Source organism: Xenorhabdus bharatensis (assembly GCF_037996705.1).
Classification (GTDB): domain Bacteria; phylum Pseudomonadota; class Gammaproteobacteria; order Enterobacterales; family Enterobacteriaceae; genus Xenorhabdus; species Xenorhabdus bharatensis.
Genome location: NZ_JBBMXG010000024.1, coordinates 42,883 through 67,006, shown reverse-complemented (window position 1 = coordinate 67,006; position 24,124 = coordinate 42,883). Strand labels below are relative to the sequence as shown.

The following is a 24,124-nucleotide window of genomic DNA, read 5'->3' as shown; positions in this document are numbered from 1 at the left end:
CGCTGTTGCGGCCGCGATTGCCCGCGCCAAAGCGAAAAAAGCCGCTCAGGCTCAGCCTGAACCGACTTCCGTGCCAGACGTACAGCCTGCGGTTTCGGAAGAAATCGATCCACGTAAAGCCGCTGTTGCAGCCGCGATTGCCCGTGCCAAAGCGAAAAAAACCGCTCAGGCTCAGCCTGAACCGACTTCCGTGCCAGACGTACAGCCTGCGGTTTCGGAAGAAATCGATCCGCGTAAAGCCGCTGTTGCAGCCGCGATTGCTCGCGTCAAAGCGAAAAAAACCGCTCAGGAAAAACAAGAAACTCTAACAGAATAGTGACATTTATCGATGAAATTTAGGCCAGTCAATACTGACAATAACCTGTTAAAAGTCGCCAGTTCGCCTTTTACACACAGTAAAAAAAATACCAGCCAAATTATGTTATGGGTGGTTTTTGCTGCCATACCCGGTATCGCACTACAAACTTACTTCTTTGGTTATGGAACGCTGATCCAGATCTTATTGGCAGTTATTACCGCTTTGTTGGCAGAATCCGCTGCTATCACATTAAAAAAACAACTGGTTATACCCTATCTTAAAGATAACTCTGCCTTAGTTACCGGGTTACTGCTTGGGATCAGCCTGCCACCGCTAGCGCCGTGGTGGCTCATCGTTCTGGGTACTTTCTCCGCTATTATCATTGCCAAACACCTTTATGGCGGTCTGGGACAAAACCCATTTAATCCGGCGATGGTTGGTTATGTGGTTCTGCTTATCTCATTTCCGGTACAAATGACTAGTTGGATGCCGCCCGCTTCCTTACAGGCCGTTACTTTGACGCCTTGGGAGTGTCTGATGGTCGTTTTCACCGGTCATACACCTGATGGATCGACTCTGCTACAACTTTTGCAAGGTATTGATGGATTAAGTCAGGCCACGCCGCTGGACAGTTTCAAAACCGGTAGACTGACTCATGATATAAGCGAAGTATTACAACAGCCCATCTTGCAGGGGACTCTGGCAGGCATTGGCTGGCAGTGGATCAATGTGGCTTACCTGATTGGCGGATTAGTTATGCTGAACCGTAAGATCATCAGCTGGCATATTCCAACTGCATTTATTCTGGTATTGGGAAGCTGTGCCCTGATTAGCTGGTTGATCGACCCCGGTCGTTATTCACCGCCTTTACTACAGCTTTTCTCCGGGGCAACTATGTTGGGTGCATTTTTTATCGCCACCGATCCGGTCAGCGCTTCAACAACACCGAAAGGCCGCCTGATTTACGGTGCCATTATTGGTTTATTGATTTGGATAATTCGAGTTTATGGTGGCTACCCGGATGCTGTCGCTTTTGCTGTTTTGCTGGCAAACATCTGTGTACCTCTGATCGACAATTACACTCAGCCTCGTGCTTACGGTCATAAATAAGGGAGTGACTATGTTAGAAACTATGCGACGTCACGGTATTACTCTCGCCATTTTTGCCGCTTGCACGACGGGCTTAACTGCGGTTGTCTACTCTTTAACAAAAGACAGAATTGCAGAGCAGGCTGCATTACAGCATAAGATATTACTGGATCAGGTTGTTCCACCCGCTCTCTATAACAACGATATGCCAAATGAGTGCTATCTGGTAACAGCAGATGCTTTGGGTAATCAACAACCTCATCGTCTCTATCTCGCCCGTAAAAATGGCGTTCCTGTTGCGGCAGCGCTGGAAAGCACTGCTCCAGATGGTTATTCAGGTGCTATTCAATTGTTGGTCGGGGCTGACTTTTCTGGCAAGGTGTTTGGGGTTCGTGTGACTGAACACCATGAAACACCAGGATTAGGGGATAAAATTGATACCCGTATTTCCAATTGGATTTATGCATTTTCCGGCAAGAAAATTACCTCACCAAGCGATCCGCACTGGGCGGTGAAAAAAGATGGTGGAGAATTTGATCAGTTTACCGGAGCAACCATTACCCCACGTGCCGTGGTCAACGCTGTTAAACGCACGGCAATCTACATGGAAACCATTCCGGCACAACTCTCTTCATTACCGACATGTGGAGCCAAATAAATGAGTGAAACCAAAAACCTATTTTTTCAGGGGTTATGGAAAAACAACTCTGCATTAGTACAGCTTCTGGGGCTTTGCCCCCTTTTAGCCGTCTCTTCTACTGCAACCAACGCATTAGGATTAGGGCTGGCAACAACGTTGGTGCTGTTGAGTACCAATATTGCAGTATCTGCCCTGCGCCGCTGGGTTCCCCATGAAATCCGTATTCCCATTTATGTGATGATCATTGCCTCTGTCGTCAGTGCCGTTCAGATGTTAATCAATGCCTTTGCATTCGGGTTATATGAATCACTGGGCATTTTTATTCCTCTGATCGTGACCAATTGTATCGTTATCGGTCGTGCAGAAGCTTACGCATCAAAAAACTCCATCTATCACTCAGCGATTGATGGCATTGCTATGGGGCTAGGAGCAACGTTTGCCCTGTTCGTTCTTGGCGCAATGCGTGAAATTCTGGGTAATGGTACCCTGTTTGATGGCGCAGATTTGTTATTAGGTAGCTGGGCTAAAGTGCTGCGAATTGAAATTATTCATATGGATTCCCCATTCCTACTCGCCATCCTGCCACCGGGTGCCTTTATCGGCTTAGGATTAATGCTGGCGGGAAAATACATTATTGATGAACGCCTCAAGAATCGTTCAGATAATAAAACACGCCACTATGAAGTGGATAAAGGCTGCGGCAGCCATATCACAAAAGGCTAAGGGTGTGATCAGGCATGAATAAACAAAAACGGGTCGAAATTCTGACTCGCTTACGGGATAACAACCCAAAACCAACCACTGAACTGATTTTCAATTCACCGTTTGAATTATTGATTTCGGTATTGTTATCCGCTCAGGCGACTGATGTCAGCGTAAATAAGGCAACGGCAAAACTGTATCCGGTCGCCAATACGCCACAAACTATTCTCGATTTAGGCGTTGATGGTTTAAAAGAATATATAAAAACTATCGGGTTATATAACACCAAAGCCGAGAACGTGATTAAAACCTGTCGAATCTTGCTGGAAAAACATCAGGGTGAAGTACCGGAAGATCGCGCAGCGCTGGAAGCATTGCCGGGCGTAGGCCGTAAAACAGCTAACGTTGTGCTGAACACCGCGTTTGGCTGGCCGACTATAGCGGTTGATACCCATATCTTCCGCGTCAGCAACCGGACGCAGTTTGCTCCGGGGAAAAATGTTGATGAAGTGGAAAAAAAACTACTGAAAGTCGTCCCCGACGAGTTCAAGGTTGATTGTCATCACTGGCTGATTTTACACGGCCGCTATACCTGCATTGCCCGTAAACCACGTTGTGGGTCTTGTATTATTGAAGACCTGTGTGAGTATGCGGATAAAACTGAGTTATAAATCCTTCCTATTATCTCCCGCCTAATCAGGCGGGGGATGGGTTGCTGGAATTCCTTTAACAGGTAATGCTTTTAATTGTTATAGCAGAGGTAAAGTAATTTCAGGAAAATGCCATCTACTTTTTGATACAAACAAGCCATTAACACAGAAAAACCCTGATTCAGCCGATCAATATACTAATTCAACGTCAAGATGCGTGTTATATCTCCCCGAGACGCGGGAGATATAAGGGCTCGCCCTATATTACCCGTTGTAACTTGAAGTTTATCGAGTATATCAGGGTCATATCCATTAAAATTTTCTGCTAAATGTGGTTTTTCTTCACTGGATAACTTTTCAATTTGCTGTAGGTAATCCAGTCCCCACTGGTAATAAAATTGAAAACTATCCATGCCTGTCTATTTTTTTAAAGAGTCACCAACTCAAATGTTACATTTATTTTTAGAGTAAAACTCTCGCTATTACCTTCTTCTATACTCATAAAAACAACAAGAAATAAACTTTAAAATCAAAAAGATAATCAACAATAAGAGTCATAAGAATGGTATTAGTTAGGATAAAAAAGAAAAAACATCTTCTTTTATTATCAACGATGAATTCACACAACAACATAATCTAACCAGATAACGTTTATAAATATTGAATTAACAATATTTAGTTAAATCTAATAAAATATTTAAATAACCAACTATATTCATCAGATATTAAATTCAGAGCTAACCTTTGAATGAATATCCAGCACCTTATCTTATATTATTATTGTTACTGGATGATCATCTATGAGCTGTATAAATATTACCCTCTCCGAATACTTTTTCGTGTTTTGATAAGATGTTACTTGCTCGATACCCTCGATTCGCGTAAAACTATTACCCAAATTATCGATAATAACTCCATAACTCTCCTGATTATTATGTTTCAAAACAATCCGCTGCTTGCTCAGCTAAAACAGCAACTACATTCTCAAACCTTGCGTGTGGAAGGTTTAGTCAAAGGAACAGAAAAAGGCTTCGGCTTTCTGGAAGTCGATGGTCAAAAAAGTTACTTTATTCCTCCTCCTTATATGAAGAAAGTGATGCACGGCGATCGTGTCAGTGCCGCTATCCATACCGATAAAGAAAAAGAAGTCGCTGAACCAGAAGAACTGATTGAACCTTTCCTGACCCGCTTTGTTGGCCGGGTTCAGAGAAAAGAAAATGACAACCGACTGTGGATTATTCCCGACCATCCATTGTTAAAAGACTCGATTCCATGCCGACCGTCCAGCCAGGTAACACATAGTTTTGAACAAGGCGACTGGGCAGTTGCTGAAATGCGCCGTCATCCATTGAAAGGCGATCGCGGGTTTAATGCTGAAATAACCGGTTATATTACTCGCGGTGATGATCATTTCGCTCCGTGGTGGGTTACTCTTACGCGCCACAGTCTGGAGCGTGAAGCACCCTCAATGGCAGATTGCCAGTTGGATGATGGTTCTCTTGAGCGTATCGACCTGACCTCCCTTAATTTCGTCACAATCGACAGTGCAACGACTGAAGATATGGATGATGCGTTGCACATTGTTAAAAATGATGATGGCAGCCTGAAACTGTCTATTGCTATTGCAGACCCGACTGCTTATATCAAGGCTGGCAGCGATCTGGACACAATCGCTTACCAACGCAGCTTTACCAACTATCTGCCGGGTTTCAATATTCCGATGCTACCCCGCGAACTTTCTGATGATTTGTGTTCACTTCGTCCGAATGCCCGCCGCCCTGCTCTGGTTTGTCAGGTTTCCATTCTGGAAGATGGTCAATTAGGTGATGATATTCAATTCTTTGCCGCTTGGGTCGAATCGAAATTCAAACTGGTTTATGACGAAATTTCTGACTGGCTGGAAGGTCAGGAAGGCTGGAAACCGGGTTCAGATGCTGTCACTGAACAAATTACACTGTTGAAAGAAATGTGTGAACGCCGTAATAACTGGCGTCAACAGCATGCTCTGGTATTTAAGGATCGCCCTGATTATCGGTTTATTCTGGATGACGGCGGGAACGTTACTGACATTGTTACTGAACAGCGTCGCGCTGCAAACCGCATTGTTGAAGAAGCAATGATTGCAGCTAACCTTTGTGCTGCAAAAGTCCTGCGCGATAAGTTAGGCTTTGGTATTTATAACGTTCACACCGGCTTTGAACCTACACAGATTGAACAGGTTGTTGACGTACTCAAAGAGCACAGTATTGAAACCTGTCCGGAAGCACTTATTGGGTTGGAAGGGTTTTGTGAATTACGCCGTGAGCTGGATAAGCAACCGACTCAGTTCCTTGATAGCCGTATCCGTCGCTTCCAGACCTTTGCAGAGATCAAAACTGAACCGGGCCCACACTTTGGGTTAGGTTTTGACGCTTACGCCACATGGACATCTCCTATCCGTAAGTACAGCGATATTATCAATCACCGTTTACTGAAAGCTGTTATTCAACAAACCGAGGCAGAGAAGCCGGCTGAAGAAGTCTGTTTGCAGCTGTCCGAACGCCGACGCGCAAACCGTATGGCCGAACGCGATGTTGGTGACTGGCTCTATGCCCGTTATCTCAAACCTTATGCGGGCACAGATAAAATCTTTGCTGCTGAGATTATTGATATCACTCGTGGTGGCCTGCGTGTTCGTCTGGTTGACAATGGTGCAATTGCTTTCGTTCCGGGGCCATTTCTGCATTCGGTTCGTGATGAGCTTCAATGCAGTCAGGAAACCGGTTCTGTCCTGATTAAAGGCGAAGCAGTTTACCGTCTGAACGATGTTATCGATGTGCGCCTTGAAGAAGTCAGAATGGAAACCCGTAATATCGTGGCGCGCCCTGTTAGTTAACACACAAACATAATAGGGTATACCCAAATAAAACGGGGATTTCCAGAACATAAACACACTGCCGCTATTATAGGCGGCAGTTTCATAACAAAACTTAAATCATCGTTTAATTTCATATGAAATTCCCTACACAAAAAATTATCCCTAAATTCATACCGAAGTTTATACATGGTGCTGCAACACTATTACCTTTGCTGAGTACTCTGATAATTTTCCCTTCTCAGGCATCTTTCGATAACGTTCAGCAAGAACAAATAATTAATCAGCTGACTGCCTTGGAAAAAAGTGCCAATGGGCATCTTGGCGTGGTCTTAATCAATAGTGCAGATAATTCCACCATCGGCTATCGCGCAAATGAGCGTTTTCCATTATGTAGCACCAGTAAATTTATGGCAGTTTCTGCTCTGCTGAAAAAAAGCGAAACAGATACAAATTTGCTAAAGCAAAGAGTTAACTACAAACAGTCTGATTTAGTTGAATACAGTCCGATTACTGAAGAATATATTGAAACGGGTATGACACTGGCGGAGCTGAGTGCAGCAACTTTGCAATACAGTGATAATACCGCCATGAACCTGATCATTAACCAATTAGGTAGCCCTGAAAGTGTGACAACATTTGCCCGAACTCTCGGTGACACGATGTTTCGGCTGGATCATAAAGAGCCGGAATTAAATCGGGTTCAGCCGGGTGATGAGCGTGATACTTCAACACCTCAGGCAATGGCAGAAAGCCTATATAAACTGGCTTTAGGTGATTTCCTCGCAACAAATCAACGTACGCAACTGGTGGAATGGCTGAAAGGAAATACTACAGGCAATGCCAGTATTCGCGCAGGAGTACCAAAAAATTGGATTATCGGGGATAAAACCGGCCGCTGTGATTATGGCTCAACCAACGATATTGCCGTCATCTGGCCGACAGGAAACCAAGCACCACTGGTATTGGTAACTTATTTCACTCAACCCGCTGATAAAAATGCCAAAGCCCGCCCTGATGTACTGGCAGAAGCAGCCCGTATAGTGACTCTGACTGAGTAAGATTCTATAGCGAAAATGATGCAAGCTATGCCATAAGTCTGTTACATGGCATAGCTTGTGAAGATTGATAAAGTGAGATAGAAACTAAATCAGCCACCAGCCAGTTTGACTTTCATGCCTTTTGCTTCCAATAACTGTTTCAGTAAATCGCGTTTATCGCCCTGAATTTCAATCTCACCATCTTTAACTGAACCACCGCAACCACACTTTTTCTTCAGTTCCGCGGCTAGTTTGGCAATGGTCTGATCATCAGCATCAATTCCCGTAATAACACAAACACCTTTGCCTTTACGCCCACTGGTCTGACGTTGGATACGGACAATCCCATCACCTTTAGGACGAGCCGGTGGAGCTTTTTCTTCCTGAATGCGGCCGCTATCTGTTGAATAAACCAGACGTGAGTTATTATCCATGAACAATCCCGATTGACTCATTAATTTGTTGCAATGCCAGTGCCGGGTTTTCCGCTCGTGTAATCGGACGCCCGATCACCATATAATCCACACCAGCCTGCACTGCCTGTGGTGGTGTCATAATACGGCGTTGATCCCCAGCATCTGAACCTTCAGGACGAATACCCGGTGTAACCAGTTTGAATTCCTGACCACATGCTGCTTTCAGCTGTTGTGCCTCATGAGCTGAACAAACCACACCATCCAGACCACACTGTTTAGTCAGTTTTGCCAGACGTTCAGCGTGCTGAGCTGGCGTCATATCAATCCCGGTGCCTAACAAATCAGACTGATCCATGCTGGTCAGAACAGTGACTGCGATTAACAATGGCGCATCTTTACCATAAGGTAATAAAATTTCTTTAGCAGCGGTCATCATTCTTTCTCCGCCACTGGCATGAACATTGACCATCCAAACACCCAATTCTGCTGCGGCGGCTACAGCTCTTGCTGTGGTGTTAGGAATATCATGAAACTTGAGATCCAAAAACACCTCAAAACCACGCTGGTGCAACATACGGACAAATTGTGGGCCATTCAATGTAAACATCTCTTTACCCACTTTTAGCCGACAAGATTGAGGATCAATCTTATCGACAAATGCCAGCGCTGCATCCTGATTGTCATAATCCAACGCAACAACAACCGGTGATTCAATTTGTTTACCTAAAGTTTGACCTGTGTGGGATGTCATTTTTTAGCCTTTAATTTAAAAATGAATTTTATTTCGCGAATAAAAATTTTATAAATAAAAAACGCCACCAATAAAGTGACATTGTCACTGCCCATCCAAGCCACGGATGGGTTTAATCGTGTCCCATGAACGACATGAAGGGCAATGCCAATAAAGTGAACGAGAAGTAAAGCCACACTTATGGCATCGATAATCTGGCTTAGTCCGGATCTGTTCACCCACCATATTACGCAAAAGAAGCAGGCTTTCTTTAGCCCGCCCTTCTTCTGCATCAGCCAGATGGTAATCCATCAGGCGATAAAAGAGACGCATCGTCGGATGACGTTCCAACTGCCGATTAATATGAATCTGAGCCGTATCACGCCCCTCTTTCTGCTCAATAATATCGGCCAGATGGATCTCTGCAATTGCTCCGCAATTTTCTTCCACGCAACGCCGGATAAAGGCTTCCCATTCTTCCGGCTGAGCAAGATCCCTATAGCATTCCTGCAACATCGGCAAGACTTCGCTGACCAGTTGTTTATCCTGCTCGAGAATACGTTTCAGCACCTCAGTTGCTTTGGTATATTCTTTTTGGGCCATATAGATGCGACCAAACATGATCGATACACGAGCACAATTTTTGTTCGCCTGAGCTGCCTTATTCAAATACCCGATTGCATCACTGAAACCATCTTCCCGCATTCCTTGTAGAGCTAACTCACAATAAAAATGGGCGATTTCTTCGCGGAATTGCTGTTTACCCAGTTTGACCAGTTTCTCTGCTACCTCAATGGCTTTACTCCAGTCACTGGTTGATTGGTAGATAGTCAGCAAAGAATTAAGTGCGCTCTCCCGAAAATCCTTTTCACCGATTAACTGGACAAACATATTTTCTGCGCGATCATACAACCCGGCTGCCATGTAATCTCTACCCAGCTGCTGAGTAGCCAGTAAACGCTGTTCAAATGTCAGGGAGGCACTTTCCATAAGAGATTGGTGAATACGGATGGCTCTTTCAACTTCACCACGGGAGCGGAACAGATTCCCCAGCGTTAAATGTGCTTCAAACGCGGAGCTGTCCTCTTTTAACATATCAAGAAACAGATCGACTGCCTTGTCCTGTTGATTCGAAAGTAAAAAATTAACCCCATCAACATATTCACGTGACAGACGGTCTGCCGATTGTTGTTTATCTTGTTGAGCACTTCTGCGTCCCATATACCAACCATACGCGGCAGCAATAGGAAGCAACAGAAACAACAGCTCTAACATGGAGTATTATTCCTTGTCCAGAATCACTGGGGCTTGAGAGACAGTTTTTGTCGATAGTTCAACGGGCTGTTCCAACTGAGTCTCCAAGCGCTTAATTTTACGTTTCGCGCGTCTTAGCGACATGCTGGTGCGCAGATAAAACCCGCCACAAATTCCCCATCCAAGAGCAAAACCGATAGCAAACAGAAACGCCAGCAAAGTAGATATCGAATAATCACCTTTGGCAATCAAATAATTGAAGGTTACCACTTGATTATTATTTGCTCCCAGTGTCACTGAGATAACAAAAACAACCAGTGCCAGTAATAAGATCAGAAAATATTTCACATTGTTTCCTGTTATCAATTGTTGCTGATTGATATGCCAAATAACAGACATAGTGGCTTGCTAAATTAGCATTTCTCATCTACGCAAAGGAAGTATTTTATTGCACTAAACCAATATTTCACCCTTTTTGTGACAATATTCTGCTTCGCAGCCTGTAATTCCATCACTGTTTTCCGTTAAACAAGCATATCCAAATAAAACAAGTAACTAGATGTATCATCTCTATATGGATTTTTACCGGCATCAAGACATTGGATATGTACAAAAATATGTTTACAGTTTAGCATGTTAATATTACTGCAAACTGCAATAGTCTCTTCTGTGTTTTATCCGAAAATCCGGCATATCTTTCTCTACGAACATAAGCATAATTTCTGTTATACTCGCGATGCGTACATGCGCTGTAATCAGAGAAAATTTTTGCGTAGTTTTAGCTGATTTCCAAACTGGTATTGTTCTGAGTATCACAATATTGTCATTGTAACGAGCTAAATCAACATATGAATACAAACATACAGCTAACACGAGTAGCTGAAGCCAAACTGCCGACTCCCTGGGGCGAATTTCTGATGATTGGGTTTGAAGAGATAGAAACAGGCCGCGATCATGTTGCCCTTGTGTATGGTGACATTTCCGGTGATGAGCCGGTTTTATCCCGTATCCATTCGGAGTGCCTGACCGGAGATGCTTTATTTAGCTTAAGGTGTGATTGTGGTTTTCAGCTCGAAGCTGCTCTGTCACAAATCAGTCAGGAAGGCCGGGGGATTCTGCTGTATCACCGCCAGGAAGGCCGCAATATTGGTCTGCTGAATAAAATCCGGGCCTATGCATTGCAGGATAAAGGTGTTGATACTGTCGAAGCGAACCATCAGTTAGGTTTCGCTGCCGATGAGCGAGATTTCACTCTGTGTTCAGACATGTATAAATTACTGGGTGTTCATGCTATCCGTCTTCTGACGAATAATCCGCAAAAAATGGAGATTATGGTCGGAGCAGGCATTAATATAGTCGAGCGAGTGCCACTGATTGTAGGGCGTAACCCTAATAATGCTTACTACCTTGATACAAAAGCACGCCTGATGGGGCATCTGCTGCCCAAATCCAGTTAATTTCTTTCTATAAATTCTTTCTACAAAAAAGAAAATAAAAACTGCGTCGGTGTGGGCGCAGTTTTTCATCTCAGCAATGCTTATTTTTAATCGTTTTTACTTCAACATATTGCGGATAACATAATGCAGTATGCCACCATGATAGAAATAGGCGAGTTCGGTATTGGTATCAATACGGCAATGAGCATTAACCTGAGTTTTATCCCCATTAGGATAAGTAATTTTTACAACAATAATCTGCCCGGGTTTGATATCACTCAATCCGCCAATATCAATGAATTCATCCCCAATCAAGTTAAGGGTTTTACGAGAGATGCCCTGTGGAAACTCCAGTGGTAATACCCCCATGCCAATCAGGTTAGAACGGTGAATTCGCTCAAAAGATTCAGCAATAACCACTCTGACCCCCAATAAGCGGGTTCCTTTCGCCGCCCAGTCACGACTGGAGCCCGAACCATATTCTTTACCAGCAATAATGGCCAACGGTTTTTTCTCTTCCTGATAACGCATCGCCGCATCGTAAATAGCCAGTTGGCTTTGTGACGGGATGTGACGCGTATATCCCCCTTCAATACCGGGCACCATTTCATTGCGAATACGAATATTAGCAAATGTCCCACGCATCATAACTTCGTGATTTCCGCGCCTCGAACCATACGAGTTAAAATCTTTCGGAGCTACTCCGTGTTCTTGTAAATATCGCCCTGCCGGACTGTCTGCTTTGATATTCCCTGCGGGAGAAATGTGGTCGGTTGTGACTGAATCACCCAGAATGGCCAGAATATTAGCCTGATGGATATCTGTTACCGGCTCAGGTTCGTGTGTCATATGGCTAAAGAAAGGTGGGAGACGAATATAGGTTGAATCCGGCTGCCAGGAATAAGTGGCTGAGCTTTCGACTTCCAGCGCCTGCCAGTTTTCATCACCGTCAAACACCGCACTATATTCTTTGTGGAACATATCAGTTCTGACTTTTTCCACCGCTTCAGCAACTTCCTTACTGCTCGGCCAGATATCTTTCAGATAGACATCACGCCCTTGCTGATCCTGCCCTATCGGCTCACTGGTCAGATCGCGCTTCATACTACCGGAAAGAGCATAGGCCACGACCAGTGGCGGAGAAGCCAGCCAGTTAGTTTTGACCAGTGGATGAATACGTCCTTCAAAATTTCGGTTACCGGAAAGTACAGCTCCGACTGTCAAGTCATATTGTTTAATCGCTGCCTCAATCTCATCCCGCAACGGCCCTGAGTTACCAATGCAGGTAGTACAGCCGTATCCCACTAAATTAAAACCTAACTTTTCAAGATAAGGCATAAATCCGGCCAGATTCAGATATTCTGTTACCACTTTAGAACCCGGTGCCAGTGACGTTTTAACCCACGGTTGCCGTTGTAACCCCTTCTCAACCGCTTTTTTCGCAAGTAAACCAGCTGTCATCAATACGCTGGGGTTGGAAGTATTAGTACAGGAAGTAATAGCTGCAATCACTACAGCCCCTTCCTGCAAAGAAAACGTCTGGTTATCTACTGTCACAGGGATAGATGATTGCAGCCCCTGTTTTCTGTTGATATCCAGATCCATTGCAGACTGGAAAGCGTGTGGAACATGACCTAATGCAACTCTGTCCTGAGGACGTTTTGGCCCCGCCAGACTGGCTTCTACCGTGGACATATCCAGCTCAAGACTGCTGGAAAAAATGGGCTCATCTCCTGCATGACGCCATAATCCCTGCTGTTTGCTATAAGCCTCAACCAGCGCAATTTCATCTTCACTGCGTCCGGTTAACCGCATATAACTCAGAGTAATATCATCAACAGGGAAAAAACCACAAGTCGCGCCATATTCCGGCGACATATTGGCAATCGTCGCCCGATCTGCCAATGGCAAATCAGCCAGACCATCGCCGTAAAATTCAACAAATTTGCCGACGACACCATGTTTACGCAACATCTGTGTAACAGTCAGCACCAAGTCAGTCGCGGTGATCCCTTCGCGTAATTTCCCTGTCAGCTTAAAACCCACCACATCCGGGATCAGCATAGAAATTGGCTGCCCTAGCATCGCAGCTTCGGCTTCAATGCCGCCGACCCCCCACCCAAGCACACCGAGACCGTTAATCATTGTGGTATGAGAATCGGTACCAACCAATGTATCTGGGTAGGCAAAATCCCTTCCGTCGCGGTTTTCATACCAAACCGCCTTGCCTAAATATTCAAGGTTAACCTGATGGCAAATACCTGTTCCGGGAGGAACAACCCGGAAGCGATTGAAGGCTTTTTGCCCCCAGCGTAAAAATAAATAGCGTTCATAGTTACGCTCCATCTCAATCTGAACGTTCTCTTCAAACGCCTGCTCAGTACCGAATTTATCCACCATGACAGAGTGGTCAATGACCAGATCAACCGGTGATAACGGATTCACTTGATCTACATTGCCACCAAGCCTTAAAACTGCCTCTCTCATTGCAGCAAGATCGACTACGGCAGGTACACCGGTAAAATCCTGCATTAATACACGGGCAGGACGATAAGCAATTTCACGCTCAGCATGACCGCTTTTTTGCCATGCCACCAGCGCTTTCAGATCATCTTCAACAACAGAATCACCATCAATATTACGCAGAAGGTTTTCAAGCAGAACTTTTAGGGATTTCGGAAGGCGGGATATTTCACCCAGTTGCTCAGATAGCAGAGGTAAACTGTAATAATGGTAGGTCTTACTGCCAGAAGCTTCACTACTAATGGAAAGTGTTGAGGCACAGCCCGTTTTCAATTTAGACGACATAACTCCTCCATTTTTATATTTATGACCAGCTATATCCTATGAATTTCAATTTGAAAAACGACGGATATATATGATTAAACATAACATACTAGTCGATAATTGTTATTCAGCTTTCACATATTTTGCCAACCCGCTGTAATTCCTCACTTATTGACAAACTTTAGTGATGACACCCACAAAATAGATATGTTCTATTGATGGCCGGAACTGATATTCAGTGCCCCGAAAATTATCATCGCCCATATTATTATTTATTAACTATCGGAAGGTGAATTATGGATAACGAAATTATTATTAAGCGTGAAAATTATCTAAATCAGATAAAACAGGCTGAACAATTTTTTTGTCATAATATCGAAGATCATTTCACTCTCTCTGACCATCGATTCAGCGATACTGACGGCTTAGTTCAATTTGTCATTGCATCACAACTCAATGATAAATCGAGTGTTATGAAGAAGATGGACGATATAAAAAAAACTCAGATAGCCCTTTCTTCTATTGCGACCGATTATATTATCAGATACTCGGATACCCGTGGCCGACAGTACAGAACAGATGTTCAGTTCTGGGGTGATATTATGGGAAAGCTGCCATTAATGAGTGTCAGAAATATTGAAAAGCAAACATATCAACATGTTATGAAGGGATTTTCTATCGCAACTAATTTATTACAGCTGATCATGGATATCGTTGTGAATACAAACTCTCCGGGTATGAAGAGTTTTTCACAATTTCTGCAAAAACAGGGAGATGCGATCAGGCTCGGGCTTAAAAAAAATGATGACCGTTATTCAACAATCACGCTGGCGAGCATCATTGAGGCAGTCGGGAACGACAATCAGGTCATATATATTCCAAAAATAAAGCTCTATAAACTGGATTTTGATAGAACAAATTCAGAAGTCACTTCAAATTGCGCTTCCAATGAAACAATCAATGTTGAATTTAATTATTCTTCCTGCGTGTCATTATTTGATTATCAAGCATTGGAAGATCCAGAAATAAAATCAGCGTTTGAGGGTTTTCTCCTTAAAAACAAACGAGCATCAATAGAAAAATCAGACAACTTTTTTAGCGGCGAGTTTTAAAGGCAGAAAATTATAAGATTTGGGTTAAATAATATATTTATATACGATTGTTATATTGTTATTTCAGCGTTATTCTGAAACCAGCTAAATTCATTGTTATCGGAGTGATAAACATGTATACACCTCACAAAATGAAAATGAAGGACAGAGAAGATATTGCTAAGTTTATTTCTAATTATAGCTTTGGATTGCTGGTTTCTCCCTCTTTGGCCGGAACACATCTTCCCTTAGTATTGAGTCCCGATGAAGGAGAATATGGTACGCTATACGGCCATATATCTAAGGCCAACCCGCACTGGAAAGAATTAGAGAATCAGCCTGTTCTAGCCGTTTTTACCGGCCCTCATGCCTATATATCACCTACGTGGTATGAATCTGAACACGCTGTACCCACCTGGAATTACACTGCTGTTCATTGTTACGGTGTCACAAAATTTTTAAATAGTAATGAAACTCAATCAACTTTAGAAGAGTTAGTGAATAAATATGAACCAGGGCTAATGAACAATACAGAGTTAATGCCAGAGGAATATCTCAATAAACAACGTCAGGCAATTGTCGGATTTAAAATCATCATCACTGAAATACATGCAAAAGAAAAATTAGGTCAGCATAAAAATCAGGGTGATCAAAGAGGCGTTTTTACCGCTTTGAAGGAAAGTAAAATGCCAGACAGTAAAGAACTTGCTAACTATATGAAAAAACGAAATATCGGCACAGGGGAATAGCCTACATTCTTCTATATAAAAAATAACCTGTTGATGATAGACGTCTCTCTTAAAATAATGTTTTGGAATAATAAATACATATATCATTATATTATATAATAAGCATCCATTAATATAAGCCTCTCTTATTTAATATATTGGTAACTATTGACAATGGTAATTACTTTGAGTATTTATACCTAAATAGTTTTTCAAAATGATAGGAGTATCCCTTACCCCGCGTGACACGTGAGGCAAGAGATACCGCATGCGGATACCCTCACTATTATAAAAAGGTATATAGTGGGTTTTGAGTTGTATCACTGAAGTAACGTATTGTCCTCCAGCCAATTAAAGAATGTGTGATTGAAATAAGTAAATGCAACTGACCTAAAAGACAAAAGGTTATGGAGAGATGCATGAGTTTATTAACCGAATACTTTCAATTTTTAAATAAAAATCAATTTATCAAAGAATATAACAGGTTTGAAAACAGGACAAAATCATTACAGATAACATATAGAAATATCAACCAACTATCTCCTCCCAACTTATCAATGTCAGAGGAGATGATTAATCAAATATTGACAAGCATGGGGTTCATACGTGATAGAAATAGATATATTTTATGGAAAAATCATCAATACGGTATAGACCTGACCTTATACATGACTGAGATTTTACCCAGTCTAGTATATGACCCAAATGATTATAACGAAGTTAGAGCACAAGAACATTTTCAATCGGTATACAAACAGGTTGTTATGCGGTTTTGTGCTTCCGCTTTTCCCCCTCCTACTACATCAATGTTAGATTATGAACAATATATGAGTGGAAACATTGCGGGACCGTCGAATTTACAGCAACCATCCGTTCCGCATCGGGTAGGAGCTGGAGGATCCAGCAGAAGCGTTTTTCCTTCATTTAGACCCACACATAGTCCTCCTCCCTATGATTCACTACCAGCCTACGATGCACCACCAGCCTATGAATCACCGCCTGGTTATAGCCCTGCGGAGCATTCTGTGCCTTCAAATACAGGAGGAAGGGGAAAAGGTAGCAAACATCGTAAGAGTCGGGGAAGAAAGTAAAGGATTCATTCTCTAAATACAAAAAGTAAAGGAAAATAGCAACTGCTATTTTCCTTTACTTTTCTCTTACTGCGTACTGAATTACTCTCAATTTTATATAATCGGTAATTCAATATCCTTGAACATTTCTTCAATTTCTTCATTAGATCGCAAGGCAATCGCTTGATCCACAACATTACGGGTTAAATGGGGAGCAAAGCGCCAGATGAAATCGTACATGTAACTACGCAAGAAACTGCTGCGCCGAAAACCAATCTTAGTTGTGCTGTAACTGAACTTATCACGCATGTCTATGCGAACCAGATCACTGTCCTGAACCGGCTCTACCGCCATACTAGCAATAACCCCGATTCCCAGCCCCAGACGAACATAGGTCTTAATCACATCTGCATCTGTCGCGGTGAACACAATTTTAGGTTTAAGCCCTGCACGATCAAAAGCAACATCCAGCTCAGAACGCCCGGTGAAACCAAAGGTGTAGGTCACAATCGGATATTCTGCCAGCTCTTCAATGGTTACATTCTGCCTTGCCGCCAATGGATGATCTTTGGTGACAACAACCGAACGGTTCCAGTGATAGCAAGGTAGCATGATGAGATCACTATAAAGGTGAAGCGCTTCAGTTGCGATTGCAAAATCACTGTTCCCTTTACAGACCTCTTCTGCAATTTGGGTTGGTGACCCCTGATGCATATGAAGGGAAACATTAGGATAACGTTCAATAAAACCTTTAATCACAGGCGGTAATGCATACCTTGCCTGTGTGTGTGTAGTCGCAATATATAAAGACCCTCGATCAGGGTAAGTGTGTTCACTGGCAACTGAGCGAATCGAATCAATTTTTGACAGAACTTCACGTGAAATACGGACGATTTCCTCACCAGCCGGTGTAACGTGTGTCAGATGTTTTCCACTGCGCGCAAATATTTGAATACCCAGCTCATCTTCAAGCATCCTTACCTGTTTGCTGATCCCGGGTTGAGAGGTATACAATCCTTCCGCCGTAGAAGAGACATTCAGGTTGTGATTAACCACTTCAACGATATAACGTAATTGCTGTAGTTTCATATCAGCACTGTCCCTAAATTGTAATTTATATACGAATGTTTTTTGTAGTTTATATCAGCTCTATATTGCTAACAGTTATTCACTTATAACCATATAGAATATATTTATATAGATATATAACCACTATAACACTTGCTGTATATATATATAACAAATAATTAGAGTCAATAACGATTATTAATTACGTATTATAAAAATATTATGTTTAAATTCTTCATAAAAACAAAAAAAAGCCAGTCCTGAGAACTGGCTTTACAGAAAAAAAAGTCATATTTTAAGTCAAAGATAAAATATCTGTCTGATTATATTTCAAGGGGTTGGTTGGCAACCCATTATAATAATCATCATTTTTCTTTGACCAACCATGTACCATCAACAAAAAATGCGGTCCACCCCGTCGCTTTGCCATTTTTCTCTGAAGAGACATATTGTTGTTTTGTCTTACGACTAAAACGCACAACCGTTTTATTCCCTTCAGGGTCTTCAACCGGAGCTTCTGCCAGATAACGCAATTTCTCAGGTAAACGGTCTTTAAACTGAGCAAGTTCTTCAACTAAAGGTGCACGTGTTTCCCGTGATTTCGGGAATGTGCTGGCAGCCAAAAATACACCGGCAGCACCATCACGCAGAACGAAATAAGCATCTGACTTTTCACACGGCAGCTCAGGCAATGGCACAGGATCTTCCTTCGGTGGTGCAACTTCCCCACTACGCAGGATCTTGCGGGTATTTTTACACCCTTCGTTTGTACATCCCATATATTTGCCGAAACGCCCCATTTTCAGGTGCATTTCCGAGCCACATTTATCACATTCTACGATAGGGCCGTCATAGCCTTTGATACGGAATTCGCCATTCTCTACTTCGTAGCCATCACAAGCAGGATTATTACCGCAGACATGCAATTTACGCTGGGTATCAATCAAATAACTGTCCATTGCTGTACCGCATTTAGAACAGCGACGACGGGCACGCAACGCATTTGTTTCCGCATCATCTCCTTCAAGAATGTTCAGTATTTCATTTTCCGGGATCAGGTTAATGGTTTGCTTGCAACGCTCTTTCGGAGACAATGCATAACCTGAACAACCTAAAAATACACCCGTCGTTGCCGTACGAATGCCCATCGGGCGGCTACAAGTCGGGCATTCAATAGAAGTAATGACCATCGGATTCGGGCGCATTCCGCCTTCTTCCGGATCTTTGTTGGCGGTATCCAATTGCTCACTGAAATTGACGAAAAATTCATCCAATACGCCTTTCCAGTTTGCTTCATTGTTTGCAACGTGATCGAGCTGATCTTCCATTCTTGCCGTAAAATCGTAGCTCATCAGCTCGTTAAAGTTTTCTTCTAAACGATCGTTGACAATTTCACCCATTTTTTCCGCATAGAAGCGACGATTCTCAACCCGCACATAACCACGATCCTGAATGGTGGAAATGATTGAAGCATAAGTCGATGGGCGGCCAATACCCCGTTTTTCCAGTTCCTTAACCAGTGACGCCTCACTAAAACGCGCCGGTGGCTTAGTAAAATGCTGGCTTGGGAGCAGTTTTTGTAAAGCAAGCCCCTTTCCTACTTCCACTACAGGCAAAGTACGGTCATCATCCCCTTTGCGTAAAGCAGGCATAACTTTTGTCCAGCCATCAAAACGCAAAGTACGGCCTTTTGCCCGCAGTTCAAAATCACCGGCCTGAACAGTCAGCGTGGTTGAATCGTATTTTGCCGGGGTCATCTGACAGGCAATAAACTGACGCCAGATAAGCTGATATAATTTCTGGGCATCAGCTTCCATATCCTTCAGTGCTTCAGCCATAATCTCAACATTAGACGGCCGGATAGCTTCATGAGCTTCCTGCGAATTATCTTTGCTGCTGTAAATATTGGCTGCTTTAGGCAGGTATTTATCACCAAAATTATCACTGATGTAACCGCGAACCATGTTCAAAGCATCCTGACTCAGATTGGTAGAGTCAGTACGCATATAAGTAATGTGGCCTGCTTCATATAATTTCTGCGCCATCATCATGGTTTTCTTGACGCCAAAGCCCAACCGGGTACTGGCAGCCTGTTGCAGCGTAGAAGTAATAAACGGCGCACTCGGTTTACTTGACGTTGGGCGATCTTCACGGTCGGTGATCTTATAATTGGCTTTTTCAAGTAAAGAGACAGCCGCCTGAGTTTGTTGAGCGTTAACTGGCTTAAATGGTTTTCCCTCTTTATGGGTAACTTCCATATGAAGCTCAACGCCCCCTTCAACCATGAGATCCGCATATATCTGCCAGTATTCTTCCGGAACGAATGCTTTAATTTCCCGTTCACGATCAACAACAAGACGAACAGCCACGGACTGAACACGGCCAGCAGACAACCCTCTGGCAACCTTTTTCCACAATAATGGTGAAACCATGTAACCAACCACGCGATCCATAAAACGACGCGCCTGTTGTGCATTAACACGGTCAAGGTTTAACTCACCCGGCTTATCAAAAGCCTGAGTAATAGCGTTTTTGGTAATTTCATTAAAAACAACGCGGCTGAAACGAGTATCGTCTCCGCCAATGACTTCCCGCAAATGCCAGGCAATGGCTTCCCCTTCGCGATCAAGGTCCGTTGCCAGATAAATATGCTGTGCTTTTTCAGCCAGTGTTTTCAGCTCTGCTACCACTTTTTCTTTGCCGGGCAAGATCTGATAATTCGCTTCCCAGCCATGGTAAGGGTCAACTCCCATTCGGTTAACCAGCGCTGTTTTCTCATCTTTTTTAGTTTTCTTTTTATTCTTATCGGTAGATGAGCTCGAACTCTTTTGACTCGTTGTACCACTGGTCGGCAAATCACGGATATGACCAACGCTGGATTTCACCACGTAGTCATTTCCCAGATATTTATTGATTGTTTTGGCTTTTGCCGGGGACTCCACTATAACAAGAGCTTTACCCATAGTTACCTTTACCTAATTATCTTCTTTTCAGATGGCGAAAATGACGAAGTTATGTTGCGGTATATAAAATAGATCTCTTTTTATATTGCGATAGATTCGCAAGATATCAACTAATTTTTATCCCAGACTTTCGCTCAAACACCAAACCCTTTGAAATATATGAGATATTTTATACATAAACGCATGCCATGCAATAACATGGCCTAACAGTTGTAAACAAAATCTTCCATCTGCATGACGAAAAGCCCACACTGTACCTGATAAAAAACGATGCGCAACAACTTATTTTTCTGGAAAGCAGAATAGGTGCAAACTAGAACATTTCTTGTCAAGCGACAATTGCTGCGACAAAAACCAAATGAAATGATTAGGAAAACTGTGATTTTTGTACAAGGTAAGCTATCGTTCAAGACAGTTCTGATAATATAAGGCAGGAAGAAACTTTCTTAATTTATGGAGCGGATAATATAACTGCCATTCTGACCGTGTCATACTATCCGCCTTAATGCAGCGATATCACCTTGTTTAATCTAGCGTTTACTGCATGTATCGTCAGATTTACTGTCAGAGCAGTGGCTTCTGACCTCTTTGCCACCAGCGCATCAGCAATTTGTCAGCACTTTCCATTGCACTTCCCATGAAACGTTCCACGACACGCTTACGGCGGGAATAGCCAACGCCAATCACTTCACGGTGTTCAATTTGTGAAATCAGAAAATCATCGCTGACACCAATTTCATCAATCAACCCAAGCTCTTTTGCCTGTGTGCCATACCAATACTCACCTGTCGCTACTTTATCGACTTCCAGTGCAGGACGATGATCATGAATGAACGATTTGAATAAGTTATGTGTTTCATTCAATTCTTCCCGGAATTTCTGTCGTCCCTGTTCGGTATTTTCGCCCAACATGGTCAGAGTACGTTTATATTCGCCTGCTGTATGCAATTCAATATCAACATCATTTTTCTTCAGTAACCGATGAATATTGGGTAATTGCGCGACGACACCAATTGAACCGATAATGGCAAAAGGTGCAGCAATAATACGATCAGCCACACATGCCATCATATAACCACCACTTGCCGCCACTTTATCGACCGCGATGGTCAGCCGGATGCCTTTGTTTTTCAGACGAGCCAGTTGAGATGCAGCAAGCCCATAACCATGCACTACGCCACCGGGGCTTTCCAGACGTACCAGAACTTCATCATTTTTATCAGCAACAGCCAGAACAGCGCTGATCTCTTCACGCAGAGAGTCCACTTCATGGGCATCCATACTGCCCTTAAAATCAAGAACATAAAGACTGGTTTTCGCTTCGCTCTTCAGGCCACTTTTTGCCTCAGCCTTTTTCTGCTTGGCTTCACTTTTTTGCTGTTTTTTCTGCTCCTTCTGCCAGATTTTCAGCTCTGCCTCGCTCATCCGAGCCTGCTGCATCTGACGTTGTTTTTCCTTATAAGTTTCACCAAGATTGGTCAGGCGCAATTCGCCTTTGTGCATGGTCTTACGCACACCAACGCCAATACAAAATACCACCAGAACGACGACTGCCAGGACGATAGTCACTACTTTTGCCAAGAACAGTCCGTATAGAGAAACATACTCCACAGATCCACCTTTCTTCATTTATGATGAACAATATATATTTCATTTTAACCAAAAACCTGAAACAGTGCTCTAACAGTTTATCTTGCTTCTGTTGCGTCAAATCTACTTCAGAAAAATTAATTAATATAATTTATCTATTTCCACCAAAAAGAAAGCAGATAAACTTTTGCCCATTTGACGAAAACACGAAGTTTTGTTCTGATAAGACGTTATGTACTACACCTATCTATCCGCCAGATTTAAAAACCGTTTATAGAAGAGAGTCAGATGTTAGATTACCAACCAAAGAATGACCTGCTGCAACAAAAAATCATTTTAGTCACTGGTGCCGGTGATGGTATTGGGCGTGAAGCTGCATTAACTTATGCCCGGCATGGTGCACAGGTTATTTTACTTGGACGCACAACAGCAAAACTGGAAGCGGTTAAACAGCAAATCGAAAATGAAGGCGGCTTACCTGCGGCTATTTATACGATGGATCTGTTAACTGTCACGGCTCATGAATGCCAGACTTTTGCTGACGAGCTGGCTCAGCATTATCCCCGTCTGGATGGCGTATTACATAACGCAGGTTTATTGGGGGTTGTCGCGCCCATCACAGAACAACCCGTCCAACTTTGGCATGATGTGATGCAGGTGAATGTTAATGCCACATTTATGCTGACTCAGGTACTGATCCCACTGCTACTGAAATCCCCCCGGGGCTCTTTGGTATTTACCAGTTCCAGTGTGGGTCGTGAAGGCAGAAGTGGCTGGGGAGTCTACGCTGTTTCCAAGTTCGCCACAGAAGGTCTGATGCAGGTTTTAGCACAGGAATATCAGGGAACGTCCCTGCGGGTTAATTGCATTAATCCGGGTGGAACCCGTACCAATATGCGCGCCAGTGCATTCCCTGATGAAAATTCCGCCAAATTAAAAACACCTGCCGATATTATGCCGGTTTATCTTTATTTGATGGGAGATGACAGCCAGCATGATTCAGGTATCAGTTTTGACGCACAACCGGGCCGCAAAGCGGGACCAGCCGAATAATGACAAGAGATAACAACCAGTACCAAAAAAGGCAGCAACGCCTGAAAGAAAAAGTCGATGCCCGCATTGCGGCCGCACAACAAGAACGCGGTATTGTTATGGTTTTCACTGGCAATGGGAAAGGGAAAACAACGGCTGCATTCGGGACTGTCACCCGTGCCGTTGGTCATGGTCAACGTGCTTGTGTCATCCAGTTCATCAAAGGGACATGGGAAAACGGAGAGAAAAATCTGCTGGAAAAAAACGGGGTTGAGTTTCATGTTATGGGAACCGGATTTACCTGGGAAACCCAAAACCGGGAAACAGATACTCACGCCTGCCAGTCAGTATGGCAACATGCTCTAAGATTGTTATCCGACCCTTCAATCCAGCTTATTGTGCTTGATGAACTCACATATATGGTCAGTTATGGATATTTGGAACTTACCGATGTTCTGACCGCACTGAAACAGCGTCCTGCCAGTCAATCAGTTATTATTACCGGACGAGGTTGTCACCGTGAGTTGCTTGAATATGCCGATACCGTGACAGAGATGCGGCCGGTCAAACATGCCTTTGATGCGGGAATCAAAGCCCAGAGAGGCATCGATTGGTAAACAATATAGCGGGTAAATATCATTGAGTAGTGAGAGCCGCTGTTTGAAAGCGCAGTAAGCACTAAACAG

Annotated in this window: 20 protein-coding genes and 1 pseudogene; 13 read left to right on the top strand and 8 right to left on the bottom strand. The window is 43.3% G+C overall.

What is annotated here, in order from left to right; all coding sequences use genetic code 11:
- From AAC855_RS18545 to bla, 7 genes and pseudogenes are all read left to right on the top strand, one after another.
- Window positions 1-316, top strand: a pseudogene (locus AAC855_RS18545) (electron transport complex subunit RsxC); the annotation flags it as partial.
- A gap of 12 nt (window positions 317-328) precedes the next feature.
- The gene (rsxD, locus tag AAC855_RS18540; protein ID WP_340611523.1) at window positions 329-1,408 is read left to right on the top strand and encodes an electron transport complex subunit RsxD; all 1,080 of its coding nucleotides are present in this window, start codon (window positions 329-331) and stop codon (window positions 1,406-1,408) included.
- Window positions 1,409-1,418: 10 nt separating this feature from the next.
- A complete protein-coding gene (gene rsxG / locus AAC855_RS18535) occupies window positions 1,419-2,045 on the top strand; it encodes an electron transport complex subunit RsxG (protein ID WP_340611522.1) in 627 nt (208 codons plus the stop codon).
- Window positions 2,046-2,750, top strand: a complete 705-nt coding sequence (locus AAC855_RS18530) for an electron transport complex subunit E (protein WP_340611521.1) — start codon at window positions 2,046-2,048, stop codon at window positions 2,748-2,750.
- A 14-nt stretch (window positions 2,751-2,764) separates the two neighbouring features.
- Entirely contained in the window at window positions 2,765-3,400 is a 636-nt protein-coding gene (nth, locus tag AAC855_RS18525; RefSeq protein WP_340611520.1) for an endonuclease III, read from the top strand.
- 913 nt (window positions 3,401-4,313) lie between these two features.
- Entirely contained in the window at window positions 4,314-6,254 is a 1,941-nt protein-coding gene (locus AAC855_RS18520; RefSeq protein WP_340611517.1) for an exoribonuclease II, read from the top strand.
- Between the two features lie 116 nt (window positions 6,255-6,370).
- Window positions 6,371-7,294 (top strand): class A beta-lactamase, encoded by a 924-nt coding sequence (gene bla, locus AAC855_RS18515; RefSeq protein ID WP_422824405.1) that lies wholly within the window; start codon window positions 6,371-6,373, stop codon window positions 7,292-7,294.
- A gap of 89 nt (window positions 7,295-7,383) precedes the next feature.
- Here bla and yciH read toward each other — a convergent pair whose 3' ends face one another.
- The 4 genes from yciH to AAC855_RS18495 form a co-directional block, all read right to left on the bottom strand.
- Window positions 7,384-7,707, bottom strand: a complete 324-nt coding sequence (yciH, locus tag AAC855_RS18510; protein ID WP_228863058.1) for a stress response translation initiation inhibitor YciH — start codon at window positions 7,705-7,707, stop codon at window positions 7,384-7,386.
- A complete protein-coding gene (pyrF, locus tag AAC855_RS18505) occupies window positions 7,700-8,440 on the bottom strand; it encodes an orotidine-5'-phosphate decarboxylase (RefSeq protein WP_340611516.1) in 741 nt (246 codons plus the stop codon). Before pyrF ends, yciH begins: the two co-directional genes overlap by 8 nt.
- 84 nt (window positions 8,441-8,524) lie before the next feature.
- Complete coding sequence (gene lapB / locus AAC855_RS18500; protein WP_340611515.1) at window positions 8,525-9,694, bottom strand: lipopolysaccharide assembly protein LapB; 1,170 nt, start codon at window positions 9,692-9,694, stop codon at window positions 8,525-8,527.
- Window positions 9,695-9,700: 6 nt separating this feature from the next.
- Window positions 9,701-10,021 carry a LapA family protein gene (locus tag AAC855_RS18495; RefSeq protein ID WP_340611532.1) on the bottom strand — a complete coding sequence of 107 codons (321 nt, stop codon included), beginning with the start codon at window positions 10,019-10,021 and terminating at the stop codon, window positions 9,701-9,703.
- A 512-nt stretch (window positions 10,022-10,533) separates the two neighbouring features.
- On the opposite strand from AAC855_RS18495, the gene ribA reads away from it, so the two are divergent.
- A complete protein-coding gene (gene ribA / locus AAC855_RS18490; protein ID WP_340611531.1) occupies window positions 10,534-11,130 on the top strand; it encodes a GTP cyclohydrolase II in 597 nt (198 codons plus the stop codon).
- A gap of 96 nt (window positions 11,131-11,226) precedes the next feature.
- Here the strand turns inward: ribA and acnA are convergent, their stop codons facing one another.
- The gene (gene acnA / locus AAC855_RS18485; RefSeq protein WP_340611514.1) at window positions 11,227-13,917 is read right to left on the bottom strand and encodes an aconitate hydratase AcnA; all 2,691 of its coding nucleotides are present in this window, start codon (window positions 13,915-13,917) and stop codon (window positions 11,227-11,229) included.
- A 275-nt stretch (window positions 13,918-14,192) separates the two neighbouring features.
- Here acnA and AAC855_RS18480 point away from each other — a divergent pair, with 275 nt between their 5' ends.
- The 3 genes from AAC855_RS18480 to AAC855_RS18470 all read left to right on the top strand — a co-directional run bounded on the left by AAC855_RS18480 (window position 14,193) and on the right by AAC855_RS18470 (window position 16,806).
- Window positions 14,193-15,008, top strand: coding sequence for a hypothetical protein (locus tag AAC855_RS18480; RefSeq protein WP_340611513.1), 816 nt, complete (start codon window positions 14,193-14,195; stop codon window positions 15,006-15,008).
- 113 nt (window positions 15,009-15,121) lie between these two features.
- Complete coding sequence (locus tag AAC855_RS18475; protein WP_340611512.1) at window positions 15,122-15,736, top strand: FMN-binding negative transcriptional regulator; 615 nt, start codon at window positions 15,122-15,124, stop codon at window positions 15,734-15,736.
- 398 nt (window positions 15,737-16,134) lie between these two features.
- Window positions 16,135-16,806 (top strand): hypothetical protein, encoded by a 672-nt coding sequence (locus tag AAC855_RS18470; protein WP_340611511.1) that lies wholly within the window; start codon window positions 16,135-16,137, stop codon window positions 16,804-16,806.
- A gap of 93 nt (window positions 16,807-16,899) precedes the next feature.
- Here the strand turns inward: AAC855_RS18470 and cysB are convergent, their stop codons facing one another.
- From cysB to sohB, 3 genes are all read right to left on the bottom strand, one after another.
- Complete coding sequence (gene cysB / locus AAC855_RS18465) at window positions 16,900-17,874, bottom strand: HTH-type transcriptional regulator CysB (RefSeq protein ID WP_340611510.1); 975 nt, start codon at window positions 17,872-17,874, stop codon at window positions 16,900-16,902.
- A gap of 344 nt (window positions 17,875-18,218) precedes the next feature.
- Window positions 18,219-20,816: a type I DNA topoisomerase gene (topA, locus tag AAC855_RS18460; RefSeq protein WP_340611508.1), complete on the bottom strand. Its 2,598-nt coding sequence runs from the start codon at window positions 20,814-20,816 to the stop codon at window positions 18,219-18,221.
- 564 nt (window positions 20,817-21,380) lie between these two features.
- Entirely contained in the window at window positions 21,381-22,427 is a 1,047-nt protein-coding gene (sohB, locus tag AAC855_RS18455) for a protease SohB (RefSeq protein WP_340611506.1), read from the bottom strand.
- Between the two features lie 267 nt (window positions 22,428-22,694).
- Between sohB and AAC855_RS18450 the strand changes: the two genes are divergently transcribed.
- Complete coding sequence (locus tag AAC855_RS18450; RefSeq protein ID WP_340611505.1) at window positions 22,695-23,459, top strand: YciK family oxidoreductase; 765 nt, start codon at window positions 22,695-22,697, stop codon at window positions 23,457-23,459.
- Entirely contained in the window at window positions 23,459-24,055 is a 597-nt protein-coding gene (gene cobO, locus AAC855_RS18445; protein WP_340611504.1) for a cob(I)yrinic acid a,c-diamide adenosyltransferase, read from the top strand. The genes AAC855_RS18450 and cobO overlap by 1 nt, the downstream gene beginning before the upstream one ends.
- Window positions 24,056-24,124: the final 69 nt, after the last annotated feature.

Bases quoted from the DNA above. Each gene is read 5' to 3' on its own strand.
- rsxD (WP_340611523.1), top strand. From the start codon at position 329: ATGAAATTTAGGCCAGTCAATACTGACAATAACCTGTTAAAAGTCGCC.
- rsxG (WP_340611522.1), top strand. From the start codon at position 1,419: ATGTTAGAAACTATGCGACGTCACGGTATTACTCTCGCCATTTTTGCC.
- AAC855_RS18530 (WP_340611521.1), top strand. From the start codon at position 2,046: ATGAGTGAAACCAAAAACCTATTTTTTCAGGGGTTATGGAAAAACAAC.
- nth (WP_340611520.1), top strand. From the start codon at position 2,765: ATGAATAAACAAAAACGGGTCGAAATTCTGACTCGCTTACGGGATAAC.
- AAC855_RS18520 (WP_340611517.1), top strand. From the start codon at position 4,314: ATGTTTCAAAACAATCCGCTGCTTGCTCAGCTAAAACAGCAACTACAT.
- bla (WP_422824405.1), top strand. From the start codon at position 6,371: ATGAAATTCCCTACACAAAAAATTATCCCTAAATTCATACCGAAGTTT.
- yciH (WP_228863058.1), bottom strand. From the start codon at position 7,707: ATGGATAATAACTCACGTCTGGTTTATTCAACAGATAGCGGCCGCATT.
- pyrF (WP_340611516.1), bottom strand. From the start codon at position 8,440: ATGACATCCCACACAGGTCAAACTTTAGGTAAACAAATTGAATCACCG.
- lapB (WP_340611515.1), bottom strand. From the start codon at position 9,694: ATGTTAGAGCTGTTGTTTCTGTTGCTTCCTATTGCTGCCGCGTATGGT.
- acnA (WP_340611514.1), bottom strand. From the start codon at position 13,917: ATGTCGTCTAAATTGAAAACGGGCTGTGCCTCAACACTTTCCATTAGT.
- AAC855_RS18480 (WP_340611513.1), top strand. From the start codon at position 14,193: ATGGATAACGAAATTATTATTAAGCGTGAAAATTATCTAAATCAGATA.
- AAC855_RS18475 (WP_340611512.1), top strand. From the start codon at position 15,122: ATGTATACACCTCACAAAATGAAAATGAAGGACAGAGAAGATATTGCT.
- AAC855_RS18470 (WP_340611511.1), top strand. From the start codon at position 16,135: ATGAGTTTATTAACCGAATACTTTCAATTTTTAAATAAAAATCAATTT.
- cysB (WP_340611510.1), bottom strand. From the start codon at position 17,874: ATGAAACTACAGCAATTACGTTATATCGTTGAAGTGGTTAATCACAAC.
- topA (WP_340611508.1), bottom strand. From the start codon at position 20,816: ATGGGTAAAGCTCTTGTTATAGTGGAGTCCCCGGCAAAAGCCAAAACA.
- AAC855_RS18450 (WP_340611505.1), top strand. From the start codon at position 22,695: ATGTTAGATTACCAACCAAAGAATGACCTGCTGCAACAAAAAATCATT.
- cobO (WP_340611504.1), top strand. From the start codon at position 23,459: ATGACAAGAGATAACAACCAGTACCAAAAAAGGCAGCAACGCCTGAAA.